Raw genomic sequence first — 22,882 nt, 5'->3', positions numbered from 1 at the left:
GAGACAGAGCCTGATATCCGTTATTAAAAAGCACCCCAGCTGACGATGCTTGAAATCGCGACGTTTGATCTCGTATTATTGAGCGGATTTTGAAAAACGGCCAAATCTGACAGCACTTCTTTGACAATTACGTTTTGCAGTGTGCTGCCGTTAATCAGATTGACGCGTGATACAGGAACCCCAAGCTCTTTTGCCATTACAAGCTGACGCCGCAAATCTGAATGATCTCCGGACGGCTGACGGGATAACAAAAGAAGAAGAAGCAGTACGAGCTGAAATTCCTCCTCAAAACCCCCGTGTTTTACAGTTTCTTCTGAATCCAAAGTATTCCTCTCCTTCATTTTTTAATCTATACAACGTATGTCATACTCTTACAATCCGCATAGGCAAACAAAGCCTGATTCGAAAATTCAGCTGTTTGATTAAATATTGAAAAAAACACAAGCAAAACGGCATTCGACTTATACCAATCTCTTCAATCAGGAATATGAATAAACGTGAGGTTGAAATTGTTAAAGGAGGTGTATGTTCGCATGAGCGAGGATCGTTTGGAGCTTAAAAAGGAGTTATTGAAAACTCTTTTAGCCCCTGTATTTGACAACAGCGCTTTATCTGGCGGCACAGATGGAGGAGATAATGTGGAAAACAAAGTAAAAGATTTATTGGAATCGGCAATTGATGCAAAAGTAGATGAAGCAGCGGCGAAAGACAGTCTCAGCGCACAATCTGTATTGGGAAGCGGTATTTCATTAGCGGCGAGATGGATTTTTGCAAGAATTCAGCCCGGCACTGTCATCAGCATTGTGATGGATTCAGGAGACATGATCGGCCCGGTTCAATTTGTTGCCTTTGACGAAATTCACGGAATCGTTTTTGTTACGCAGGAAAATTCCGTTACACCGGCAGGCTCTGCTACAACATTGCTTGACGTCGACAAAGTTGAAAGTGTCACGTTCACTTCGTAACAGCATATGAACGTTTTATATATCCGTTCAGGATATAAAGGCATATACACGTATTTTGACCGCTGGATCGAGGAAGGCTTTTTACAGTCTTCCGTCCGCTTTTTTTCTGTTTCTGAGTTTGAGGAGGATACCATCCGCAGTATACGGGCATTCAAACCAGACATCAGTCTGATGATGACGGGAGACCGTATTCCGTCTGAATGGCTTCAATGGCTGAAGACAGAACAGATTCCCGTTTATCTATGGATGACGGAGGATCCTTTTTATTTCGATGTGAGCATGACAATCGCCCCTTTCGCCGATGCCGTTTTGACGATAGAACAAAACGCGCTTGATGCTTACCGGCAAATGGGCTTACAGCACGTATATTATGTCCCGATCCCCGTTAATCAGCGGTTTTTTAAGAAACAACCTGCTGAAGCCTCTCTTCACACAAATCTGCTTCTGATCGGATACCCTTACCCGAACCGCGTTGAACTGGTGAAAGCAGCGGCGAAGCTTCCGTATACGCTTCGTATTATCGGGAAGGGATGGCGCAGACATCTGCCTAAAAAAATCGCCAGGCAGCAAAATGTGCTCGTAATGGATGAATGGATTGAACCCGAACATGCCGCATTATATTACAACAGCGCAGACGTGGTCTTAAACCCTCACCGTTCTTATCGGTTTGCGCTCAATCAGAACGGACGCGGCATCGAAAATATCAGTTTAAATACGAGGAGCTTAGACATTGCGGCTTGTCAGGCCTTTCAGCTGACAGACCTTTCTTCCGCGCCCCCGTTTTCATCCTTTGTTTCTTACAGCGGGCTTGCGGATTTTGCGGATAAGATCCATTTTTATATGACAAACCCGGGTGAACGTAAACAAATCGCGGCGCTTAATTACCAAGAGACAGTACCGGCGTACACGTATGACCGGCTGCCGGCTGTGCTTGCGGCTATCCGTTCCAGGACTTTCTCATGAAACGCTCTTCACATCAAAAAAAGCAGCTTTGATAAGCTGCTTTTTTCATGTTTATTTTCCGCTTCTGTCAGTCAGTTTTCTCGGGTCAACCTGTTTATTGACCTGCGGGTGAAAGCCGATTTTATCGGCGATTCTTTCCCAAGGCACCATTTTAAAATTTTGATTCACTTTTTGGCCGTGATCTATATTTTCTCCATCCTGTGCGACAAAAAGGCCGAACGGATATTCAGGCCCCAGCCCGAAACCCAGAACGTCAATTCCGTCTGTATCGCTTGTGCCGTCTGTTTCAGGCCCGTCTGTTATCTGAAAGTCCGCAACATATTTGTTCTGTCCCTGTCTTTCATAAATCGCGTAGCTGCTGTTACCCTGGCTTGATGCAAGCAGATAACCTTTCCCGTCAGCAGCGTAGTAAATCGTCAGTCCTTCAATATCAGGGGTTAAATGCCTGCCGTCGGCACGATCGATAACCGTTCCGTTACTGCCGCCGTCCGGCTCAGCGCTGAACTTCCAGATGGCCTCATCTTCTTCTGCGATATAAAGACTGCCGTATTCATCGTCTGCTGCCATCCCTTCTGTCTGAGAATTCATTTTAAACGCCCTTACCTTTTTGCCGGATATGTATCCATTTTTATCCGCATTTAATTCGTATTGTTCAAATTCGCCTTCTTTCCCTGTCACCATCGCGTAATATTTTCCTGTTTTTTGACTGTGGTACAAGCTGAAACCGTATACTTCATCAATTGCTGATGCAATCGGGCGGTCTGGATCTGTAATGCTTTGTAATGTGCCGTTTTTCCCGTCAATGGCGTAAATCTCAATGGTATTCTTTCCTTCAGACCGATTGGATGCCGCCGCAATATCGACTTTTTTTCCGTTCAACGGAAAATCATAGCGGATATCAACATTGTTCAGCTTCCCGGTATGATAGGAATGAAGCGTCTTTCCCTCTAGGCTGTACACGACTAAGCCTGATTTTTTATTGGTTGTGATCAATTTGCTGTTCTGAGGATTCTTGGGGTCCAGCCAAATCGCAGGATCATCAGCTGCATCACCGGCTGTATCAACCGGCTCCGTTTCCGCCGCCGCATTCACGGTAAAGTGATAAGGATCAGACAGCTTATGCTTGGCCTGGGAAGAAACCGCACCGCATGTGAGCATCAATCCGGCTGCCGCGGTTAACAAAAGTGTTTTTGAATGATTCATTTTCCTTCCTCCTTTTAATGAACGTTCACTTTAATTGTAAAATACATACAGGAAGTTCAGTGTTAAGTTTTTGTGAAGATTGTCCGCATGTGAGAATTTACGGAGAGAAAAAATTGACGTGAGCAAATATTTAAAATGAATATTTAGTACAATGTTTTATTTGTGATTTCTATTCTATTAATCGGATAAAGCGATATGAAAGCGCATCAGATTAATGTTTTTCTCTAATTTTTGATTTATTGGTTTCTTTCATTAACTCGCTGAAATTGTTCAACATATGATGCATGGTAGAGAAACGAGAGTTGGAGGATAAGCCATGCCTAAACAGCAAGCAGTAGAGCTACAACCGTTTTTTCACGATAAAACTGTTCTCGTCACAGGCGGGACAGGATCAATCGGAAGCCAAATAGTAAAACGCCTTTTGCTCTTAACCCCTAAAGAAGTCATTGTGTTCAGCAAAGATGACAGTAAACAATATGTAATGAAACAAAAATACGCGGATGAACAAAGACTGTCGTTTGTGCTCGGCGATGTTCGTGACTACAGAAGAGTCAACCAAGTGATGAAAGGTGTTGATATTGTCTTTCACACAGCTGCGCTGAAGCAGGTTCCGACATGTGAGGATAATCCCTTTGAAGCCATTCAAACCAACCTTATCGGCGGACAAAATGTCGCAGAAGCCGCTTTGCTGCAGGAAGTGACGCATGTGATTAATATCAGTACCGATAAAGCCGTTTCCCCGGTAAACACAATGGGAGCTACGAAATTGTTGTCCGAGAAGCTGTTTCATCAGGCAAATCATCATGTTCAAAACCGCGGTACGGTGTTTTGTTCGGTCCGCTTCGGCAATGTGCTCGGTTCACGCGGTTCCGTTATTCCTATTTTATTTGAGCAGTTGATGGCAGGCGGCCCGCTCACCATTACGGATAAAAACATGACGAGGTTTTTTATGTCGATTGATGACGCTGCAACGCTCACCCTGCAATCTGCGGCGATCACAAAGGGCGGAGAAACGTTTATTTTTAAAATGGAGTCCCTGAGGCTCGAAGAACTGCTTCACGGGTTTGAAGAATATGCGTTCCGGCACGGATTGCCGCGCCCCGCCGCTGTTGAAGTGGGAAAACGCCCCGGTGAGAAGCTTCATGAAGAACTGACCTCTCCTCATGAGACGGAATCTTTATATGAATGGGGCAATCTTTACGCAATATTGCCGGAACCCGCCAAACATCCGGAATTTCGGAAGGTCAATCTCCCCAGATATCAATCCGATCAGGCGCCGCTCATCACAAAAGACACAATCGTAAAGATTATTGAACGATTACATGAAGAAAAAAAAACATAGAAAAAAGGCCTGTCTGATAGGCAGGCCTCATTGCTGAGCTCTATTTTTCAAATAAATGCAGACAGGCTTCATAGCCCTCTTCCTTCAGCTTGTCTTTCGGAATAAACCGGAGTGCCGCAGAGTTAATGCAATAACGGAGACCGCTTGGCCCCGGACCGTCATTAAATACGTGGCCTAAGTGGGAATCAGCTGTTTTGCTTCTCACTTCCGTCCGGATCATCCCGTGGCTTGTGTCCAGTTTTTCGTCAACCTCTTCTTCCTCAATCGGTTTTGTAAAACTGGGCCAGCCGCAATGAGAATCGAATTTATCCAGAGAAGTAAACAAGGGCTTTCCCGATACGATATCAACATACAGCCCCTCTTCTTTGTGATCCCAGAATTCATTTTGAAACGGCGGCTCCGTTCCGTTATTTTGTGTGACTTCATATTGCATGCGGTTTAATGATTTGATTTTTTCTTCTTTATTAAAAGCCATCTATCTGTCCCTCCAATGCTCATCCAGAAAGCCTTGACGTCCGGAACCTACACGGTAGCGCCCGTAATGATCAGGATTTTTCTTATAAAAGTGCTGATGATAGCCTTCCGCTTCATAAAAAGGCTCAGCCTTTAAAATGTCTGTCACGATCGGCTTTTTAAATATGCCGCTTTCTTCAAGCTGTTTTTTTGAGGCTTCAGCGATTTGTTTTTGTTCATCGTTATGGTAATATATCGCCGCCCGATATGAACTTCCGCGGTCTGCAAACTGGCCGCCTGCATCAGTCGGGTCGATCTGCTGCCAAAACAGCTCGACAAGCTTTTCATACGGATAAATGTCAGGTTGGAATGTGATTTGAACGGCTTCTCTGTGTCCGGTCGTTTCACTGCACACTTCTTCGTAAGTCGGATTCTCAGTATGGCCTCCTGTATAGCCGGACACCACCTTTTCAATTCCGGGCTGTTCGTCAAACGGCTTCACCATGCACCAAAAACAGCCGCCTGCAAATGTGGCGATTTCTTTTTTTTCTGACATACGGGTGCCCTCCTTTGTTCATACGTGGTATTATTATATTATAGCATGTATAAACAGAATAAAAATAATTCTGCTTTCAGGGGAAGCTAAACGAATGCCACGCTGACTACATATTGGAGGTTCATGATTTGAAAGTAAGGACACAAATGATGTATGATATGGAAGCTTTGCTTCGAAAAGTGTTTAAACAAATCAGAAATGAAGTTAATGAAATTCTAGATAAAGAGCTGTCCAGGAACGAATTCACCATTTTGCGGATTCTCAGTGAACAAGGGCCTAAAAAAGTAACGGAATTCGCCCCCATTCTTGAGGTCTCCGCAAGCCACATTACCGCAGTGACCGACGCTTTAGTAGAAAAGGAATGGATCACCCGCATCCGTTCTAAAGAGGACAGGCGAATTATCAGAATCCATATTACGGAATCCGGGGAGAAAATTGTCGATCATTTCAACCAGAAAAAAACAGAATACTTTTTTAAACGGTTTGACTGCTACTCTGATGAAGAGCTTGCAACGTTAATCAAACTGTTCAGCAAGCTGGACAAAAAACGCTGACACGAAAAAACACAAATCCCTGAAAGGATCTGTGTTTTTTTTATGAAGACTTATTGTTTCGGATGATAATAGGAAAATTCAATTTCATCCGTGTCGAGATTGATTTTATCCGCTTTTACATACATGCCGTTGTCTAAAGGCATTTCTGACAGACGGATCTCGATGCTTTTATCCCCGGGATGAACGTGCACAAATGACGGGAGTTCATAAAAGCTGTCCATATAATTCAGCACAAAGCTGATCGGCAGGCTTAATTCGCCTAATGAAAATTTCGTCACTTTCAAAACCACATCTCCGTTCTCCTGTACGGACGGTTCAAAAGTGACGACCGCGTTAATGGAGGTTGAGAATGCTTTGATTTTACCTGCCACGTGCACATCGTTATTGATGTCCACTTTGTAGTCAAGCTGATTCGATGCCTTCTCTTTTAAGTACGCATTCACAAACCTGGCAAGAGATTCTTTCGAGCTCGTAATACGAAAGCCGTACTCACTTTTTGTCTGATCTTGTATTTTCGCCTGCTCTCCCGGCATAACCAATAATGTCACAATTACCGCGGCGGTAATCACATTGAGTGCGAGAAGAACAAAAAACAGCGATTTCCACTTTTTCATCATTTCACCCTATTCTGCTGGTAACCCTTGTTTTTCAATGATGCCGTACAATCGATCGGCGATGAGTGCATACCCTTTTGCGTTCGGATGAAAATCATCATCCTTTGAAATCCGTCTGCTGCCGCTTTCTTGACTGAACAAGTCTTCAACATTCACCGCGGCGGCGTGGGGATCTTTTTCCAGCTCTTTTGCGGCGATCTTGTTCCAATCCGTTACAACCCCATTAATTTCTTTTAATTCAGGCAGCGTAAACGTGAATGGGTTATACATGCTGACATACACCAGCTCTGCGTTTTCATTATATTTGCGGATTTTTGAAACGATCGCCTTGAATCGTTTTTCAAAAGGTTTCTCTTCCTTTTGGAACGGCTGAACCGTCAGCTGCATCATATTCTGGCGGAGCACCTTCATTAAGTCATTGCCGCCGATGGTAAAAAAGATATAGTCGGCGCTCTTTAATGATTTCTGAACTTTTTTATTATCAAGCTTTTCCAGCAGGTCCGACGTTTTGTCCCCCTGCACCGCATAATTTTTAATATCTACCGTTTTCACATGTCCCTTTTTCTTAAGAGACTCCGCTGCCCTGCCGACGTATCCTGAACCGTCAGGATCTCCTACTCCTTCAGTCAATGAATCACCGACCGCAGCTATGACAATATGATCTTTCGTTTTCGGTTCTTCAGCGTCAGAACCGGTGCGCTGGACAGAACAAGCTGATAAAAGCAAAGCCAGTCCGGCGATCAATGAGAACATTCGCAGCTTCAATCTGGTTGCTCCTTCCCCGTCTACTAGTGGAAAGTGTAACATGTTTTTTCAGATTTGAAAATGTCTAATCTGCCAGTTTACTTGAGCTCCTCAGCCGCTTTGACATCTGACAGGATATCATCATACGGAACTTTCTGCACACCGTCATAATCTTTAAGCACCTTGCCGTCAGGTCCGACTAAATAAAAAGAAGTTTGATGTATGACCTGATCCTCTCCCTCCGGCTTTTTGACGATTGCTTTAAAGCTGTTCAGCGCAAAATCTTCAATGTCCTTTTGGCTGTAACCGGTCAGAAAATCCCAGTTGCGAAGCGAAAGCGGATATTTGGAAGCAAATGCTTTCAGCTGTTTCGGCGTATCCTTTTCAGGATCTACACTGAACGACACAATCCGCACGTCCAGATTCTCAGCCTTCAGTTTTTTTTGCAGTTCGGTCATGTGGGCCGTCATCGGCGGACAGACTGTATTACAGTTTGTAAACATAAAATCGGCAATCCAGACATGCCCCTTCAGGCTTTTCAGTGACACTGTTTTTCCGTCTTGGTTCTGAAATGAAAACGGTTCAATCTGATAGTTCAGCGGGTCTTTTATCGTTTTCCCCCCGCAGGCGCACAAGAGCAGCAAACAAAAGACGGCAGCGAAGATTTTCATTTTTTTCATTTCCATTCCCCCCATGGATAAAACGCTTACAGCATTCATCATAAAAAAATTCCCGCACCCTCCCTTATCAAAAGGAAGGCGCTAAGGAATATGCACCGTTATGCGTTATGTTTTAAAATCTCTTGGTTGAAAACGGCCTCGTAATCTTTCCACTTCATACGGCGCTTGACATATTGTCGGAATGAATACACTGTTCTCACACTTTGTGAAGCAAAAACTTCTCTCAAATAAAGCTCGAGGTGCTGATGAATTTGAAAAAAATAATGTTCACCTTCCGTGACAACCGGTATTTCTGTCACTTTTACCTGAATCCCGTCCTGTCGTTTGAACTCTAGGCTTTTGAGTAACAAGATATCAATCCTTCTTTTTCGATTGTTTTCTTTTTATTATATACAATCTAAGAAAGCGTGTCTGTCATTTTGCGCGGCCGTTCTAAAAAAAGTCAGATTAACAGGTGGAACAGATCCTGATCTTTATTCACCTCTACGTAATGAAATCCTTTTTGATTCATCCGGGCAATGAGCGCGCCGTAATCTTCCCGATGCTTAAGCTCAATGCCGACCAATGCGGGGCCGCTGCTTTTGTTATTTTTTTTCGTATATTCAAACCGGGTGATGTCATCATCAGGCCCGAGCACTTCATCAAGGTATTCGCGAAGCGCTCCCGCCCTTTGCGGGAAATTAACGATAAAATAATGCTGCAGCCCCTCATAAATCATGGAGCGTTCCTTCATCTCCTGCATTCTGCCGATGTCGTTATTCCCTCCGCTGACCACGCAGATGACGTTTTTCCCTTTAATCTCTTCCTTGTACAGATCAAGTGCTGACACGGATAATGCACCCGCCGGCTCCGCTACGATGGCGCATTGATTATATAATTCGAGAATCGTGCTGCACACTTTTCCTTCCGGGACAAGCACAACGTCATCGACAACGGTTTCGAGCGTTTGAAAGGTTTCGGCGCCGATTTTTTTTACGGCCGCCCCATCGACAAATTTATCAATTTTCTCAAGTTCAACCACTTGTCCGGCTTTTTTCGATTCAAAATAGGAGGCTGCGCCCTTCGGCTCTACCGCTATGATTTTTGTATCCGGCGAGATGTTTTTCATGTACGTGCCGAGCCCGGACAGGAGTCCTCCTCCCCCTACGCTTGCAAAAAGAAAATGCGGTTCAACGTCAATGTCATTTAAAATTTCGATGGCAGCCGTTCCCTGTCCGGCCATGACATCGGGATCGTCAAACGGATGGATAAACGTGCGGTTTTCTTTTTCACAGCATTCCGCAGAACTCTTATACGCATCATCGAAAGTGTCACCCGTCAATATGATTTCAACAAATTCTTTTCCGAACAGTTCCACTTGGGATACTTTCTGTCTCGGTGTGGTTGACGGCATAAAAATCTTGCCGTGAATGCCGAGGTGTTTGCATGAAAACGCAACCCCCTGCGCATGGTTTCCCGCACTTGCGCATACAATTCCGTTTTCAGTCTGCTCTTTTGAGAGCTGCCTCATTTTATTATAAGCCCCTCTGAGCTTAAATGACCTGACCACCTGCAGGTCTTCTCTTTTCAAATAGATATTGCAGCCATACCTCTCAGAAAGTCTGTCATTCCTCTGCAAAGGCGTATGTATCACAACGTCCTTTACGTTTTGGTGCGCTTTTAAAATGTCTTTTACCTGGATGAGAGAGTCTTCTTTAAGCAACGGTTTCATTTACAGAGTCCTTTCTTATTTAAATCCCTATTTAATATGCCATTATAACATGAATATTCAAACAATAAGATAATTATTTTAATTTCGTAAATAAAAATAAATAAACCGATACAAGAGAAAAAGATATTTTCGATCGCACAAACGTGTTATACTTAAACCAATTATAACCAAAAGGAGCCAATTCATGAGTGTAATTGAACAAACTGATCCTTTTTATCAACTAGCCGGCGAACATCACACCTTTTCAGAAGCGAAACGATTGGCCTCGCAATTTGCCTTATCTGATTTGCCGGTCTTCATAACAGGTGAAGTCGGAACCGGAAAAAAACAAATGGCCAGAGCGATCCACCATAAATCCCGCAGAAACAGCGAACTATTTATTACCGTTCACTGCAGCCAAAGCGAAGAGCGGCTCGAGTATGAACTGTTCGGCGCTGAAGGCGCATTAAACAGGGCCCGCCGCGGAACATTATTCTTATATGAAATCGGAGACATGCCGCTCTCGGTACAGGCCCGCCTTCTTTCCGAGCTGGACGCCGGGCTTTCCGCCCGCATCATTGCAAGCAGCACGGCGGATCTTGGCGATACCGGCGCGGAAAATACGTTCAGCCAAGATTTATTTTACAGGCTTCACGTGTTATGCCTTCCGCTCCCTGCTTTATCTGAACGAAAAAGCGATATACAGCTTCTTCTGCAGCATATGCTGACAGCCACGGGGCAGCATGTTCATATCGATCCGTCCGTTTATCCGCTGTTTGAGCGGCACACCTTTAACGGCAACATCAGAGAACTTCAAAATGCGGCGTACTATATGGCCGCGGCAGCATCCGGCAGCACGATTTATCCCGATGATGTCCCGCAGTATATCAAAAACAGCCAGAAAGCGAAAACAGCTAAGAAAAAAGAAAAACGGCTGACATTGATGGAGAAAGAAGAGTTTTTGTTTATTTTGGAATCAATTAAAGACTTAAATACAAAGGGCGAACCCGCCAGCAGACGGAGCATATCCGAATTAAGCGAAAACAGCACAATGACATTATCGCCCCAGCAGGTCAGAAACAGGCTTGATTACTTAGAAAAGATGAACTATGTGACAAAAGGCCGAGGACGCGCAGGAACAAAAATTACATTAGAAGGGTTGAGCTTTTTGCAGTCACTGCAAAAACAAATCCTTTAAAAAGGAGGACATTTGATTGTTCACAATAAAAGAAGAAATCGCAAATGCCGTCACACACGGAATCGGTGTATTGCTGTCGATTCCGGCGCTTATTTTTCTCATTATCTTCGCGGTGAAATACGGCTCGCCGACAGACATCGTCAGCTTTTCAATCTTCGGCGCTTCAATGCTGCTGCTGTATCTCAGCTCGACTCTTTTGCACAGCATTCAGCACAAAAAAACGAAAGACATTCTTGAGATTGTGGATCATTCCGCGATATACGTATTAATAGCCGGAACATATACGCCATTTTTATTAGGACCACTTAAAGGGGCGCTCGGTCTGACCCTTTTAATTATTGTTTGGTCGCTTGCCATCGGAGGCATCGTGTTTAAAATCTTTTTCGTAAAGCGGTTTATCATTTTTTCAACGCTTGTCTATTTAATGATGGGCTGGCTGATCATCATCGCCATTAAACCGCTGTACGCTTCGCTGTCAGGCCCCGGTTTCGGCCTTCTTCTTTTCGGCGGCTTATTGTATTCAGCCGGCACAATATTTTATATTTGGAGAAAGGTTCCGTATCATCACGCCATTTGGCACAGTTTTGTTTTAGGCGGCAGCGCCTCGATGTTTTTCTGTATTTTGTTTTATTGCGTCAAAGTTCCCTTTATCTGAAATAAAAAAGCACAGCCTCTCGTATAGAGACTGTGCTTTTTTTATGCACGGAGCCGTTTCTGACCGGCCGGATAATAAGCGGGCTTTATATGTAATTCAATGTCAGCCGGTTTCAGCCGTTTCAGTAATCTGCCCCGCAGGAGCCGGTCTGTTCCCGAAGTGCTGACAGGCACAATCGGGAGATCGAAACGAAGAGCCAGTTCCTCCGGATTGATTTTGCCGTCTTCGGACAGAATCAGACTTTGCCCTTTTTGCAGACGGACTTCCGCCTCCTGAAACACGGCATCCTGGCTGTCTCCGTCACAAATGACACCCATCAGCCGCAGCCAATTTCCGAGAAACGGCATCCGGAAAGCTTTCTCGCCAGCGATAAAACCAGCCGGCTCTTCAAGATGTCCCGCAAGCAGCAGAAGATCAGCCGGGCGCAATCTGGGATGCACATACAATACGGGGCCGTCCGGTATCGGCTGATCATGATGAATGCCGATTGCCGATCCCGACACGTCAATGCAGCCTCTCATAAAGGCTTTCGGCCGCTCATACACCAGCCTCATCTGTTTTTGAAAAGAAAGCCGCGGGTCAAGCTCTTTTTGATTGATATATTCCTGAATATTTTTCATGAACATAAATACAACGTACATCACAAGGCAGCCGTAACGAATCAATTCTTGTCCCCCTGCTTAAACTCAATTCTTTTTCTCGTATACAAGGTACTCATAATCGTAAGGGTTTTTTTCATCTTTTACTCCCTGTTTGCGGGATGTCAATTCCCATTCAGCTTCATTAAATTCCGGAAAAAAACGGTCTCCTTCAAAGACATGGTGAATTTTTGTCATGTAGAGCCTGTCCGCATAAGGAAAGAGCGCACTGTACAGCTGGGCGCCGCCGATCACAAAGCATTCTTCATCGGGCGGGATCAGCTTGAGCACTTCCTCAGCCGAGTCGGCGGTAATACAGCCCGGGAATAAAGATTCGTCCCGTGAGGTTACAACGATGTTACGCCGGTTCGGAAGCGGGCGTCCGATTGATTCAAACGTTTTCCGCCCCATTACAATGGTGTGACCCGTCGTCACTTTTTTGAAATATGCGAGATCATCGGGAAGGTGCCAAGGCAGATCGTTATCTTTTCCGATCAGCCGGTTTTCATCCATCGCAAAAATAAACGAAATCATACGCTGACAGCTCCTTTGATGTGCGGATGCGGGTCATAATCCTCAATGATAAAGTCTTCAAACGTAAAATCAAAAATAGAATCAACATTTCGCGCAAACCGCAGTTTCGGCAGCGGACGGACATCCCTTGTCAGCTGCAAATTCACCTGCTCCACATGGTTTTGGTAAATGTGGACGTCTCCGAATGTATGAACAAACTCACCCGGTTCAAGCCCCGTCACATGCGCGATCATCATTGTTAAAAGCGCATAAGACGCAATATTAAACGGCACACCGAGAAAGACATCCGCTGAGCGCTGATAAAGCTGACACGACAGTTTTCCGTCCGCGACATAAAACTGAAACAGGCAGTGGCAAGGCGGAAGCGCCATATGATCAATTTCGCCGACATTCCAAGCGCTGACGATTAAACGTCTGGAATTCGGGTTTGTCTTGATGTCGTGAATCAGCCGGGAGATTTGATCAATGGTCTCGCCGTCCGCTCCGCGCCATGAACGCCATTGAGAACCGTAAACCGGTCCGAGTTCTCCGTTTTCATCCGCCCATTCGTTCCAGATGCGGACTCCGTTTTCCTGAAGGTAGCGGACATTCGTATCTCCTTTTAAAAACCAAAGCAGCTCATGCGCGATGGATTTAAAATGGAGCTTTTTCGTCGTAAGCATCGGGAAACCTTCCTGAAGGTTAAACCGCATTTGGTAGCCGAACGTGCTGATCGTCCCCGTTCCCGTACGGTCTCCTTTTTTTTCTCCGTTTTCTAACACATGACGGCACAAATCTTTATATTGTTTCATTTTTTTCATCCTTTTAAAGTAGTCTTTTAGTAGTGTAACACAATAAAAAATCATTTCTGCAAAATTTCTCAGAAATGATTTTTTTATTTCTTCTCGCTATTACACGCTCATCCAGTCAGGCGGCGTATTGCGGTCCCAGTAAATGCTGCCGAGCTCATGATGTGATTGAAATCCGTCTTCAGCGGTATGGTAATGAAAATTAAACCAGTAGCCGTCTTGCGGAGGATGGTCCCGGCGGACGTGAAACCTTAAAAGGTCTTCACCCGTCAGCCTGTTATACACATGAAAAATTTTTTCGGTTTTTCCGGCCGACGGTTTACTGGAAATAACCACATCCTGATACGCTTCATCATCTTGAAACTTGGCTAAATGTCCTGTGATCACATCTTCGATTTTCGGCAGAATTTCACTTCTGTAATCATCTTCAATGATCGGAGAGATTTTGCTGCCGAATTTTAAAAATGATTGATTTTCAGCATCACCGAGAAGCTGCTGCTGATACGATTGAAACAGCAATTCAGGCTCCCGCCCTGCCTTCTCTTCTCCCGGCAGGGCATGTTCATCATAAAAAGCGGTGTAATCATTCTGCTCAAGACTGCTCGACTGTCCTGAAGGCTTGTCTGTCATCAAAGCAGCCGGAGGAGACACGAGTCCGAACGTTACAATGGTAAACAGAACCACAAGGGTCTTTTTCATCCACAATTTCATGACAGATTGTTCCCCTCTGTTTTATTGTCCTCTTTTCCTTTATTTTAGCATAGATGAAAGCGCGGCGTCATGTCCGGCAGCGTATTATCATGCAATATGGGAAATTGGTAACTGTGACCGAGCGGATAAACCGCTTACAATAAGAAGGAGAAAAAGGAGGGGATGAGATGATTAACGCTTTATTTGCGACTGTATCACTTCTCACGCTGCTTTATTTTGTCGTTATGGAAATCACTGATTAACGAAAAAGAAGCCCATGATATCATGAGCTTACATGTATGACACCGAAGTGGAAAAGCGCCGTCTTTCTTTTCAGCACCTTGAAGCCGTATCGTTCAAACCGCGGGCTTTTCCAATGGTCTTTAAGCACTACGCATTTTTTCGCCGCCCGGACGGCTTGCGTGATGCACTCTTCGTTAAAACCCTCTTCTGCCAGCGCGCGGAGCGGTGCAATGCCGTCTGACGTTTCAACAGGTTCGTGAAACATCGGGTCAAAATAAATGACATCTACCGATGAATCAGGAAGCTCCCGCAAATAATCGGCGCAGTCGGCATGTTTGACCTGAATGCGTTTCATGGCGGTTTGGAGCGGCTCCATTCCGGTTTCCCACGTTTGAAGTCCTGTTTCAACAAGCAATGAGACAAGCTTGTTTTTCTCCAGGCCGATGACTTGTCCGCTTTTTCCGACTGTCAGGCTTGCCAAAATCGCATCAGATGCCAGGCCGAGCGTACAATCTAAAAAGGAATCCCCCTCGCGTAATCCGGCTGCTTTTAACAACGGCTCGGCTTCCCCTCTCAAAAACCGCTTTGCACGGAACATCGCTGTATTCGGGTGAAAAAAGAACTTCTCCCCTTGCTTCGTGTAAAGTTCGAACCGTTCCTTTCCGATGACTAAAAGATCACCAGCCGCTCGTTCCAGCATTTTTTCAATGGGCTGTTTATTGCGGCTGCAGTAAGTGTCACCCAGCCTGACACTGAGTGACTGCGCTGTGTGTATCGTATATTCGCTTGGTCTGTAACTCGTTGTGATCATTTTTTTCTCCAAAAAGAAAATGCCCGGAAATCGGGCATTTCAGCAGTGCGCATCGAAGGCATCCGTCAGATTTTTCATAATTTCCTCCATGTCATGCCCTTCAATTTCGTGGCGGGGAATAAAATGAACGACCTCTTTCCCTTTTAACAGCGCCATTGATGGCGATGAAGGTTCCTGCCCCGTAAAATATTCACGCATTTTTGCAGTTGCGTCTTTATCTTGACCGGCAAATACGGTAACCGTATGATCAGGCGCTTTTTCATGCTGTAAAACAGCCTGAGTCGCAGCCGGACGGGCAAGACCGGCTGCACAGCCGCACACGGAGTTGACAACGACCAATGTCGTGCCCTCTGCCTGTTCCATAAAACTTTCTACTTCTTCAGCAGTCGTTAATTCCTGAAAACCCGCACCCGTCAGCTCACGGCGCATCGGCACGACCAGCTGGCGCATATATTCTTCATAAGCCATTGACATAAAAAAGCCCCCTCTAAAATCCTTATATGAAGTCAAGGATACTATAGAGGGGGCCGGAATTCAATTGTTCAGGCCTCTGTTTTATATTTTCATGATTCCGCCTGTATTGGCGCTTGTTACGAGTTTGGAATACCGGGCCAGATATCCTGTTTTTACTTTCGGCTCGAAGCCTTTCCATTCGGCCTTGCGTTTTTCCCATTCTTCTTCAGGCACTTGTACGTCCAAAATCCGTTTTTCTATGTCAACGATGACATGGTCGCCGTTTTCTACGAATGCGAGCGGGCCGCCTTCAGCCGCTTCAGGCGATACGTGCCCGATTGAAAGGCCCCGGGACGCTCCTGAAAAACGCCCGTCTGTAATAAGCGCCACTTTCGGGCCAAGCCCCATTCCGACAATCTGAGACGTCGGAGCAAGCATCTCCGGCATGCCCGGGCCGCCCTTTGGCCCTTCATAACGGATAATGACAACATCTCCTTCTTTTACTTTGCGGTTTATAATGCCTTCAAGCGCGGCATCCTGGGAATCAAAGACGACAGCGGGACCTTCATGTCTTGTAATCCCGTCCTGTACACCGCCTGTTTTGATAATGGCGCCGTCCGGAGCCAGATTCCCAAACAGGACGGCCAAACCGCCTTTTTCGGTAAACGGATTGTCAAGCGGATGAATCACGTCATAATCCTTTACTTCATGACCCGCAATTGTTTCTCCGAGTGTGCGGCCTGTTACAGTCAGCGCGTCAAGATGAAGCGCCCCTTCTTTTTTCGCCAATTCATTAAGGGCCGCCGAGACTCCGCCCGCTTCGTGCAGATCTTCAATGAAGACGTCCGAGGCCGGCGCCAATTTCGATAAGTGAGGCACTCGTTCAGCCACTTCGTTAATGCGTTCTAAAGAGTACTCAACCCCAGCTTCATTGGCAAGCGCAAGCGTATGAAGCACCGTGTTGGTTGAGCCGCCGAGAGCCATGTCTAACGCAAACGCGTTGTCAATCGCTTTTTCGGTGACGATATCGCGCGGCTTAATGTCTTTTTTGATGGTCTCCATCAATTGGGCCGCTGATTTTCTCACAAACTCTCTTCTCTCCGGTGAAGTTGCTAGAATTGTTCCGTTGCCCGGAAGCGCCAGACCGAGCGCTTCAGACAGACAGTTCATGGAGTTTGCCGTAAACATGCCCGAACAAGATCCGCACGTCGGGCAGCCGAACTGTTCCAGCTCCTGCAGGTCGCTTTCACCGATTTTCCCGGCTTGATATGCGCCGACGCCTTCAAATACTGAAGAAAGCGAAATTTTGCGGCCGTCGCTTGTACGGCCGGCTGCCATCGGCCCCCCGCTGACAAAAATGGTCGGAATATTAATCCGCATAGCCGCCATCAGCATTCCCGGCGTAATTTTGTCGCAGTTCGGAATGCAGACCATTCCGTCAAACCAGTGCGCCGAGACGACCGTTTCAACTGAATCGGCAATGATTTCGCGGCTCGGCAGCGAATATCTCATGCCGATATGCCCCATCGCGATTCCGTCATCTACTCCGATCGTGTTAAATTCAAAAGGCACACCGCCCGCTTCCCTGATTGCTTCTTTTACGATTTTTCCAAATTCCTGCAGGTGAACATGCCCGGGAACGATATCGATGTATGAATTACAGACCGCGATAAACGGCTTGCCGAAGTCTTCTTCTTTTACGCCGGCAGCGCGAAGAAGGCTGCGGTGCGGCGCTCTGTCAATTCCCTGTGTGATCATGTTGCTGCGTAATTCTGCCATGGTGATCCCCCTACTGTTTTTAGACTGTGCATTATTTTTAAAATTTTCAGTTTATTCTAGGGCGCGTTCTGCAAATTTTACAGTATCTTTGCCCTGTCTCGCTTTTCTATTCTTTCTGTATTTCGATAAAAACCCTCCAACAATTAATATTGTACTTACTATATAGAGTTTTGAATCATTTTTCAACAATATTCTAAATAATTTTTATAAAAAGTGAATTCAAATAAAAAAGGTGCATGGCGCACCTTTTTGTTATAACTGTTCTTTTTTTCTGCTTTCAGTCATCTGTTTCCAGACTGAACCTTTCGCCTCTTCTCCGTGCTCAATCCGTTCAATCGCCATTTTGACTTGCAGGCTGACTTCGAATTCCGGATCGTCTTCCGCCGCTTTTAATGCTTCCAGCGCGCTTTCATCGCCGACTTCATATAAAAACATGGCCGCGCGCCAGCGCACAAGCTTGCTTGAGTCACTGAGCGATTTCATCATGGCCGGGATGGCGCTCGCATCGCCGAGATCCGACAGACAGTCACCCGCCGTCCTTCTGACCGTCACCGTTTTGTCTTCAAGCGCTTTGTATAACAGCGAAAGCACAGACGGCTTTTCGATCATTCCCAAATAAACGACGGCTTGTCTTCTGATCGAAGTCTTCGGATCATGCAGCGCCTTTTCCAATACTGGTAAATCGTCTTCATCCGGATCCATTTGCTCAAGATGGGCATAGCGCTGTTTCCAGTCTTCATCATCGAGCATCTCCAATGTCACTTTATAAGCTTTCCGCTGCACTGCCGGTTTGGCCTCACCCTTTTGCTGTGCGGCTGCTTCTGTCAGACGTTTGAGCCGTTCATCACTGTAGGCGGCCTGAAGCTCTTCTGTGACATCGTGTCCGATTTCGGTAAAATCTCCGAAGCGCACGCCTTGTTCTTTCCAAGCCCGCTCAAATACGACATTTGAAGCTTCGGAACGCAGCTTTAAAATGGCTTCTTGGAAACGTTCCGGAAGGCCGAAGCGTTCTTCACGTTCGCCGTCCGTCAATTTGACCTGCATCGGGATTCCGCTGAACATTTGTACGAAAACCTTCACTTCACCGAACGATTCCTGTTCAGAACGGCTCTCAGACTGCTCCGTATGTTCCATTCCGAAAGCGGAACGGACCTGAGGCAGAATTTCCTTCCAGTCAAAACGGGCGTTTCTCTCCACAGCCAGGAAATCGGCAACGTGATAAACGCCCTTTACTCCTTCAATGTTTAAAATATCACGTACGACGGCCGGAGCATCATCTGCCTGATCGGGCTTGTAATTGTTGCTTTTCCCTGCCGGAAGCTCTTCAGTCAAAATCACTTTCATCGTGTTCGGACTCGGCGTCGGTTCTATTGATTTAATCTTCATATTGGTCCTCCTATGCGCAATCTGACACTTATTCTAACATAGTCGGCACAAGCGTTCTATTGCGCCGCTTAGCTTTTGCAAATGCCGGCCTCTTTTTGGATACGGGCGGCGAACTGTAAAAGAAATTGATGCCGCTCCTCTGCTAAACCGGCCCCCGTTTTTGTATTCATTAAGCCTTTAAGCTTGATTAATTTATCCTCTATATGGGCCAGCACACTTGTTTGAGTTCCGTACATCGGATGACCCTTCGCCCCGGCAAACATAAAAGCCCTGCCGATGCCCGCTGCGCCGATCGCATCAAGCATGTCTGCATCCTGAACAACTTTCCCCTCCAATGAAAGCGGCCGCTTTTTCAGCAGTTCCCTGTGTCTGAATGACATTCTCGTGATAATATCCGTAATCTCCTGAATGGGGCCATCCGCGATGTTGAAAGCAGCCAGCCGTTCTGTCACTTCGCCTGCCGTCAGCCTTTCGCTTTTTTCGAGCTTGGCGTCAATCAGATCATGAACCAGCGCGGCCGTCTCAGTGATAAATAAGTCGGCGCCTTCTTCTTTTGCCATATAAACAGAAAGTGTTGCGACCCGGGAAATATGAAGCCAGTCATGGCCCGTTCGTTCATTGATAAGCTTTTCTCTGACCCAATTCCTGACGCTTTCCAGCTGCTCTTTTTCGTTCACCGTATCACCTCTTATCGGGCCAAAAGCTTCTGCACCGTATCTTCAAGCTCTTTTGGGTTGACGTTCGGTGAAAAACGCCCGGTGACTTCACCGTTTCGGTCCACGATAAACTTAGTGAAATTCCATTTGACCGCTTTTGTGCCGAGCATCCCCTTCGCCTGTTCCGTCAGATATGTGAAGAGAGGATGAGCGTCTGCTCCATTGACATCAACTTTCGCAAACATCGGGAATGTGACTCCGTAGTTTTTCACGCAGAACTCTTGAATTTCCGCTTCGTTTCCAGGTTCTTGGTTCATGAATTGGTTGCAGGGAAATCCTAATATTTCAAGACCTTCCTCCCGATATGTATCATAGAGCTCCTGAAGCTGCTTGAGCTGGGATGTGAACCCGCATTTGCTTGCTGTATTCACAATGATCATCACCTTGCCTCTGTAAGCCGATAGCGTCATGTCTTCTCCTGTTATGGTCCGTACGTTTATATCGTAAATTGTCATCTGCGGCCCTCCTTTTTACATTCTCCATTTATTTTACCTGTTTTACACTGCAAAACAAACGGTAACCGCTTTTTCCTTCCACTTAACGGAAAACGGTTTTTTCGAGGAACCAAACGGCTCTTTACCCGTCATAATAAAGAGCCGCTCTGAATTTATGCCCATTTGCCGCTTTTATCCCTGTCATTATGCGTTAAATACGGTTTATTACGCCGGGATGGATTGAAAAATGGCTTAAAAATTTCTATAATGAAGAAAATTAACGGGGAATAACGGAGGTGGCATGTTGCCTATTAATATACCAAATCACCTGCCCGCTAAGCAGGTGCTTGAAAGTGAACACATCTTTGTAATGGATGAAAGCCGGGCTTTTCATCAGGATATCCGGCCGCAGAAGATCGTGATTTTAAATCTGATGCCGAAAAAAATCCAAACGGAAACCCAGCTCCTCAGGATGCTTGGGAATTCACCTTTACAAGTTCACTTTACGTTCTTAATTCCGAGCACACATACTCCAAAAAATACGGCAAGGCAGCATCTGGATGAATTTTATACGGATTTTTCCAACATCCGCCACAAACGGTTTGACGGAATGATTATTACCGGGGCTCCGATTGAGCACCTGCCGTTTGAAGATGTTTCTTACTGGGAAGAATTGAAGGAAATCATGGAATGGAGCAAAACGAACGTCACTTCAACACTCCATATCTGCTGGGGCGCTCAAGCCGGTTTATACTATCATTACGGCATTGAGAAAGTGGAGCTGCCGAAAAAAATCTTCGGTGTGTTTGAGCATACCGTTCTTAAAAAACATGAGAGATTGGTAAGAGGATTTGACGAGCTATACTATGTGCCCCACTCACGGCATACAGATATTAATACGGAGCAGCTGCAATCGGCTTCGGATCTGGATGTGCTCAGCGTTTCAGAGGAAGCGGGGGTCTGTTTAATCGTTTCAAAAGACGAAAAACAGATTTTCTTAACGGGTCATCCGGAATATGATACAGATACGCTACTTCAGGAGTATGAGAGAGACATAGAGAGAAATCTTTCAAACGTAGAAGCTCCTAAGCACTATTTTGCGCCCGGCGGGAAAGAACCTGTTAACCGCTGGAAAGCTCATGCAACGTTATTGTTTATGAATTGGCTGAATTATTACGTATATCAGGAAACCCCGTATGAATGGGATTAATTTTTGTTTTGAGTGATACGGTGACAAAAATATGATAAAATACTCTTGATTCAGTATGCGTATAACAAAACTTTAAAATAATGGAACATATCAATTAAATTTAGTTTAAATATGTTGCCGCGCTTATTATAAAATGATGCACTTGTGTTATGTTTATCTATAGACAATAACTCCTTACGATGCATGAAGCTTGCTTGTTGTTGATTACATTGAGGTGAATTTACTTGAATACCAATAAAAAAGTATTAATTTTGACTGCAAATTACGGAAACGGGCATGTTCAAGTGGCCAAAACGCTCTACGAACAATGTCTGCGTCTCGGCTTAGATGTGACGGTTTCCAATTTGTATCAAGAGTCAAATCCGATTGTTTCAGAGGTTACTCAATACCTTTATTTAAAAAGCTTCTCAATCGGAAAACAGTTTTATCGTTTGTTTTATTACGGAGTTGACAAAATCTATAATAAACGCAAATTCAATATTTATTTTAAAATGGGAAATAAACGTTTAGGCCAGCTCGTCGAAGAGCATAAGCCGGACATTATTATCAATACATTTCCGATGATTGTCGTACCGGAATACAGACGGAGAACCGGAAAAGTGATCCCGACGTTCAACGTTATGACCGATTTCTGCCTTCACAAAATCTGGGTTCATGAAAATGTTGATAAATATTATGTCGCCACAGATTACGTGAAGGAAAAACTGATTGAAATCGGCACTCACCCGAACAACGTAAAGATCACGGGCATTCCCATCAGGCCTCAATTCGAGGAATCGATGCCGAAAGAGCCGATTTATAAAAAATACAATCTCTCTCCCGACAAAAAAGTTCTTCTTATTATGGCGGGAGCGCATGGTGTGCTGAAAAACGTAAAAGAACTGTGCGAAAATCTCGTTCATGACGATCAGGTGCAGGTTGTGGTGGTATGCGGCAAAAACAGCTCGCTGAAAGAATCCCTCAGCAGCTTGGAAGGTGACAATGCCGACCGGCTGAAAGTGCTGGGCTATGTAGAAAGAATTGACGAGCTGTTCCGTATTACGGACTGCATGATCACGAAACCGGGCGGCATCACACTGACGGAAGCGACGGCGATCGGAGTACCCGTTATTTTGTACAAACCGGTTCCCGGACAGGAAAAAGAAAACGCCATTTTCTTTGAAGATCGCGGTGCGGCTGTCGTGGTCAACCGCCACGAAGAAATTTTAGAGTCTGTCACCTCCCTTCTTGCGGATGAGGAGAAGCTGAACCGGATGAAGGACAATATTAAAAGCCTTCACCTCCCCAACTCTTCTGAAGTCATTTTGCAGGACATTATAAAAGAATCTGAAATGATGGCCGGGAAGGCGGATATGGCATTATCGTAAAAGAAAAGCACACGAACGGTTCGTGTGCTTTTTGTTTTTTCCGGTTAAGCTTTGTTACTGGAAAAATAAAGATAAAAAATAGGGAGCTGCCGCTTGACGCCCGCTCCCATATGGTGTATAGTTGAACCATCATTTAACAACGTTTACATACGTACGGTTGGATGATGACAAAATTTTTTTTAGCACGAAGGTGCTACAGTACTAGGAGGAATTAAG

General features: G+C 45.3%; 27 protein-coding genes and 1 pseudogene. 9 read left to right on the top strand and 19 right to left on the bottom strand.

Annotation, left to right across the window (positions count from 1 at the left end):
- Nucleotides 1–23: 23 nt before the first annotated feature.
- Complete coding sequence (gene cgeC, locus AR442_RS08250) at nt 24–323, bottom strand: spore maturation protein CgeC (RefSeq protein ID WP_007407929.1); 300 nt, start codon at nt 321–323, stop codon at nt 24–26.
- 210 nt (nt 324–533) lie between these two features.
- On the opposite strand from cgeC, the gene AR442_RS08245 reads away from it, so the two are divergent.
- Together AR442_RS08245 and AR442_RS08240 are read left to right on the top strand one after the other, a co-directional pair.
- Nucleotides 534–965: a hypothetical protein gene (locus AR442_RS08245; protein ID WP_014418148.1), complete on the top strand. Its 432-nt coding sequence runs from the start codon at nt 534–536 to the stop codon at nt 963–965.
- A 6-nt stretch (nt 966–971) separates the two neighbouring features.
- On the top strand, nt 972–1,928 hold the full coding sequence (locus AR442_RS08240) for a CgeB family protein (RefSeq protein ID WP_014418149.1): 957 nt from the start codon (nt 972–974) through the stop codon (nt 1,926–1,928).
- A 51-nt stretch (nt 1,929–1,979) separates the two neighbouring features.
- Here AR442_RS08240 and phyC read toward each other — a convergent pair whose 3' ends face one another.
- Complete coding sequence (gene phyC / locus AR442_RS08235; RefSeq protein ID WP_014418150.1) at nt 1,980–3,131, bottom strand: 3-phytase; 1,152 nt, start codon at nt 3,129–3,131, stop codon at nt 1,980–1,982.
- A gap of 316 nt (nt 3,132–3,447) precedes the next feature.
- On the opposite strand from phyC, the gene AR442_RS08230 reads away from it, so the two are divergent.
- Nucleotides 3,448–4,473 (top strand): SDR family NAD(P)-dependent oxidoreductase, encoded by a 1,026-nt coding sequence (locus AR442_RS08230; RefSeq protein ID WP_014418151.1) that lies wholly within the window; start codon nt 3,448–3,450, stop codon nt 4,471–4,473.
- A gap of 40 nt (nt 4,474–4,513) precedes the next feature.
- On the opposite strand, the gene msrB is transcribed toward AR442_RS08230, so the two are convergent.
- The gene (gene msrB / locus AR442_RS08225; RefSeq protein ID WP_007409536.1) at nt 4,514–4,948 is read right to left on the bottom strand and encodes a peptide-methionine (R)-S-oxide reductase MsrB; all 435 of its coding nucleotides are present in this window, start codon (nt 4,946–4,948) and stop codon (nt 4,514–4,516) included.
- The gene (gene msrA / locus AR442_RS08220) at nt 4,949–5,482 is read right to left on the bottom strand and encodes a peptide-methionine (S)-S-oxide reductase MsrA (RefSeq protein ID WP_003153641.1); all 534 of its coding nucleotides are present in this window, start codon (nt 5,480–5,482) and stop codon (nt 4,949–4,951) included.
- A 128-nt stretch (nt 5,483–5,610) separates the two neighbouring features.
- Between msrA and AR442_RS08215 the strand changes: the two genes are divergently transcribed.
- Nucleotides 5,611–6,036: a MarR family transcriptional regulator gene (locus tag AR442_RS08215; RefSeq protein ID WP_025649777.1), complete on the top strand. Its 426-nt coding sequence runs from the start codon at nt 5,611–5,613 to the stop codon at nt 6,034–6,036.
- Nucleotides 6,037–6,086: 50 nt separating this feature from the next.
- Here AR442_RS08215 and AR442_RS08210 read toward each other — a convergent pair whose 3' ends face one another.
- The 5 genes from AR442_RS08210 to ilvA all read right to left on the bottom strand — a co-directional run bounded on the left by AR442_RS08210 (nt 6,087) and on the right by ilvA (nt 9,785).
- A complete protein-coding gene (locus AR442_RS08210) occupies nt 6,087–6,650 on the bottom strand; it encodes a YpmS family protein (protein WP_053284967.1) in 564 nt (187 codons plus the stop codon).
- Nucleotides 6,651–6,659: 9 nt separating this feature from the next.
- Nucleotides 6,660–7,415: an SGNH/GDSL hydrolase family protein gene (locus AR442_RS08205; RefSeq protein ID WP_053284884.1), complete on the bottom strand. Its 756-nt coding sequence runs from the start codon at nt 7,413–7,415 to the stop codon at nt 6,660–6,662.
- Nucleotides 7,416–7,492: 77 nt separating this feature from the next.
- Nucleotides 7,493–8,074 carry an SCO family protein gene (locus AR442_RS08200; RefSeq protein WP_032863668.1) on the bottom strand — a complete coding sequence of 194 codons (582 nt, stop codon included), beginning with the start codon at nt 8,072–8,074 and terminating at the stop codon, nt 7,493–7,495.
- Between the two features lie 98 nt (nt 8,075–8,172).
- Entirely contained in the window at nt 8,173–8,424 is a 252-nt protein-coding gene (locus AR442_RS08195; protein WP_007409532.1) for a DUF2535 family protein, read from the bottom strand.
- 92 nt (nt 8,425–8,516) lie between these two features.
- The gene (gene ilvA, locus AR442_RS08190) at nt 8,517–9,785 is read right to left on the bottom strand and encodes a threonine ammonia-lyase IlvA (RefSeq protein WP_014418155.1); all 1,269 of its coding nucleotides are present in this window, start codon (nt 9,783–9,785) and stop codon (nt 8,517–8,519) included.
- A 184-nt stretch (nt 9,786–9,969) separates the two neighbouring features.
- On the opposite strand from ilvA, the gene AR442_RS08185 reads away from it, so the two are divergent.
- Together AR442_RS08185 and trhA are read left to right on the top strand one after the other, a co-directional pair.
- Entirely contained in the window at nt 9,970–10,962 is a 993-nt protein-coding gene (locus AR442_RS08185) for a sigma-54-dependent transcriptional regulator (protein ID WP_014418156.1), read from the top strand.
- 16 nt (nt 10,963–10,978) lie between these two features.
- Nucleotides 10,979–11,617 carry a PAQR family membrane homeostasis protein TrhA gene (trhA, locus tag AR442_RS08180; RefSeq protein WP_003153625.1) on the top strand — a complete coding sequence of 213 codons (639 nt, stop codon included), beginning with the start codon at nt 10,979–10,981 and terminating at the stop codon, nt 11,615–11,617.
- A 41-nt stretch (nt 11,618–11,658) separates the two neighbouring features.
- On the opposite strand, the gene AR442_RS08175 is transcribed toward trhA, so the two are convergent.
- The 10 genes from AR442_RS08175 to AR442_RS08130 form a co-directional block, all read right to left on the bottom strand.
- A complete protein-coding gene (locus AR442_RS08175; protein ID WP_014418157.1) occupies nt 11,659–12,282 on the bottom strand; it encodes a lysophospholipid acyltransferase family protein in 624 nt (207 codons plus the stop codon).
- Nucleotides 12,283–12,303: 21 nt separating this feature from the next.
- Nucleotides 12,304–12,789, bottom strand: coding sequence for a dihydrofolate reductase (locus tag AR442_RS08170; protein WP_014418158.1), 486 nt, complete (start codon nt 12,787–12,789; stop codon nt 12,304–12,306).
- Entirely contained in the window at nt 12,786–13,580 is a 795-nt protein-coding gene (locus AR442_RS08165; RefSeq protein ID WP_003153622.1) for a thymidylate synthase, read from the bottom strand. The genes AR442_RS08170 and AR442_RS08165 overlap by 4 nt, the downstream gene beginning before the upstream one ends.
- A 99-nt stretch (nt 13,581–13,679) precedes the next feature.
- Nucleotides 13,680–14,288: a YpjP family protein gene (locus AR442_RS08160; RefSeq protein ID WP_014418159.1), complete on the bottom strand. Its 609-nt coding sequence runs from the start codon at nt 14,286–14,288 to the stop codon at nt 13,680–13,682.
- A 262-nt stretch (nt 14,289–14,550) separates the two neighbouring features.
- Complete coding sequence (locus AR442_RS08155; protein WP_014418160.1) at nt 14,551–15,321, bottom strand: class I SAM-dependent methyltransferase; 771 nt, start codon at nt 15,319–15,321, stop codon at nt 14,551–14,553.
- Nucleotides 15,322–15,360: 39 nt separating this feature from the next.
- Complete coding sequence (locus tag AR442_RS08150) at nt 15,361–15,795, bottom strand: BrxA/BrxB family bacilliredoxin (protein ID WP_003153619.1); 435 nt, start codon at nt 15,793–15,795, stop codon at nt 15,361–15,363.
- 81 nt (nt 15,796–15,876) lie between these two features.
- Entirely contained in the window at nt 15,877–17,553 is a 1,677-nt protein-coding gene (gene ilvD / locus AR442_RS08145; RefSeq protein WP_007409524.1) for a dihydroxy-acid dehydratase, read from the bottom strand.
- A 252-nt stretch (nt 17,554–17,805) separates the two neighbouring features.
- Nucleotides 17,806–18,939: a conserved virulence factor C family protein gene (locus tag AR442_RS08140; RefSeq protein WP_014418161.1), complete on the bottom strand. Its 1,134-nt coding sequence runs from the start codon at nt 18,937–18,939 to the stop codon at nt 17,806–17,808.
- Nucleotides 18,940–19,007: 68 nt separating this feature from the next.
- A complete protein-coding gene (locus AR442_RS08135; RefSeq protein WP_014418162.1) occupies nt 19,008–19,616 on the bottom strand; it encodes an HD domain-containing protein in 609 nt (202 codons plus the stop codon).
- Nucleotides 19,617–19,627: 11 nt separating this feature from the next.
- Nucleotides 19,628–20,110 carry a glutathione peroxidase gene (locus tag AR442_RS08130; protein WP_014418163.1) on the bottom strand — a complete coding sequence of 161 codons (483 nt, stop codon included), beginning with the start codon at nt 20,108–20,110 and terminating at the stop codon, nt 19,628–19,630.
- 283 nt (nt 20,111–20,393) lie between these two features.
- On the opposite strand from AR442_RS08130, the gene metA reads away from it, so the two are divergent.
- The 3 genes and pseudogenes from metA to AR442_RS20470 form a co-directional block, all read left to right on the top strand.
- Complete coding sequence (gene metA / locus AR442_RS08125) at nt 20,394–21,299, top strand: homoserine O-acetyltransferase MetA (protein WP_014418164.1); 906 nt, start codon at nt 20,394–20,396, stop codon at nt 21,297–21,299.
- Between the two features lie 224 nt (nt 21,300–21,523).
- Nucleotides 21,524–22,666: a diglucosyl diacylglycerol synthase gene (locus tag AR442_RS08120; RefSeq protein WP_007409520.1), complete on the top strand. Its 1,143-nt coding sequence runs from the start codon at nt 21,524–21,526 to the stop codon at nt 22,664–22,666.
- Nucleotides 22,667–22,759: 93 nt separating this feature from the next.
- Nucleotides 22,760–22,871: pseudogene (locus AR442_RS20470) on the top strand (hypothetical protein); the annotation flags it as partial.
- Between the last annotated feature and the right edge of the window lie 11 nt (nt 22,872–22,882).

This window comes from Bacillus velezensis, assembly GCF_001461825.1.
Classification (GTDB): domain Bacteria; phylum Bacillota; class Bacilli; order Bacillales; family Bacillaceae; genus Bacillus; species Bacillus velezensis.
The sequence above is the reverse complement of the archived record's forward strand: the minus strand, read 5'-3'. Positions and strand labels throughout refer to the sequence as shown.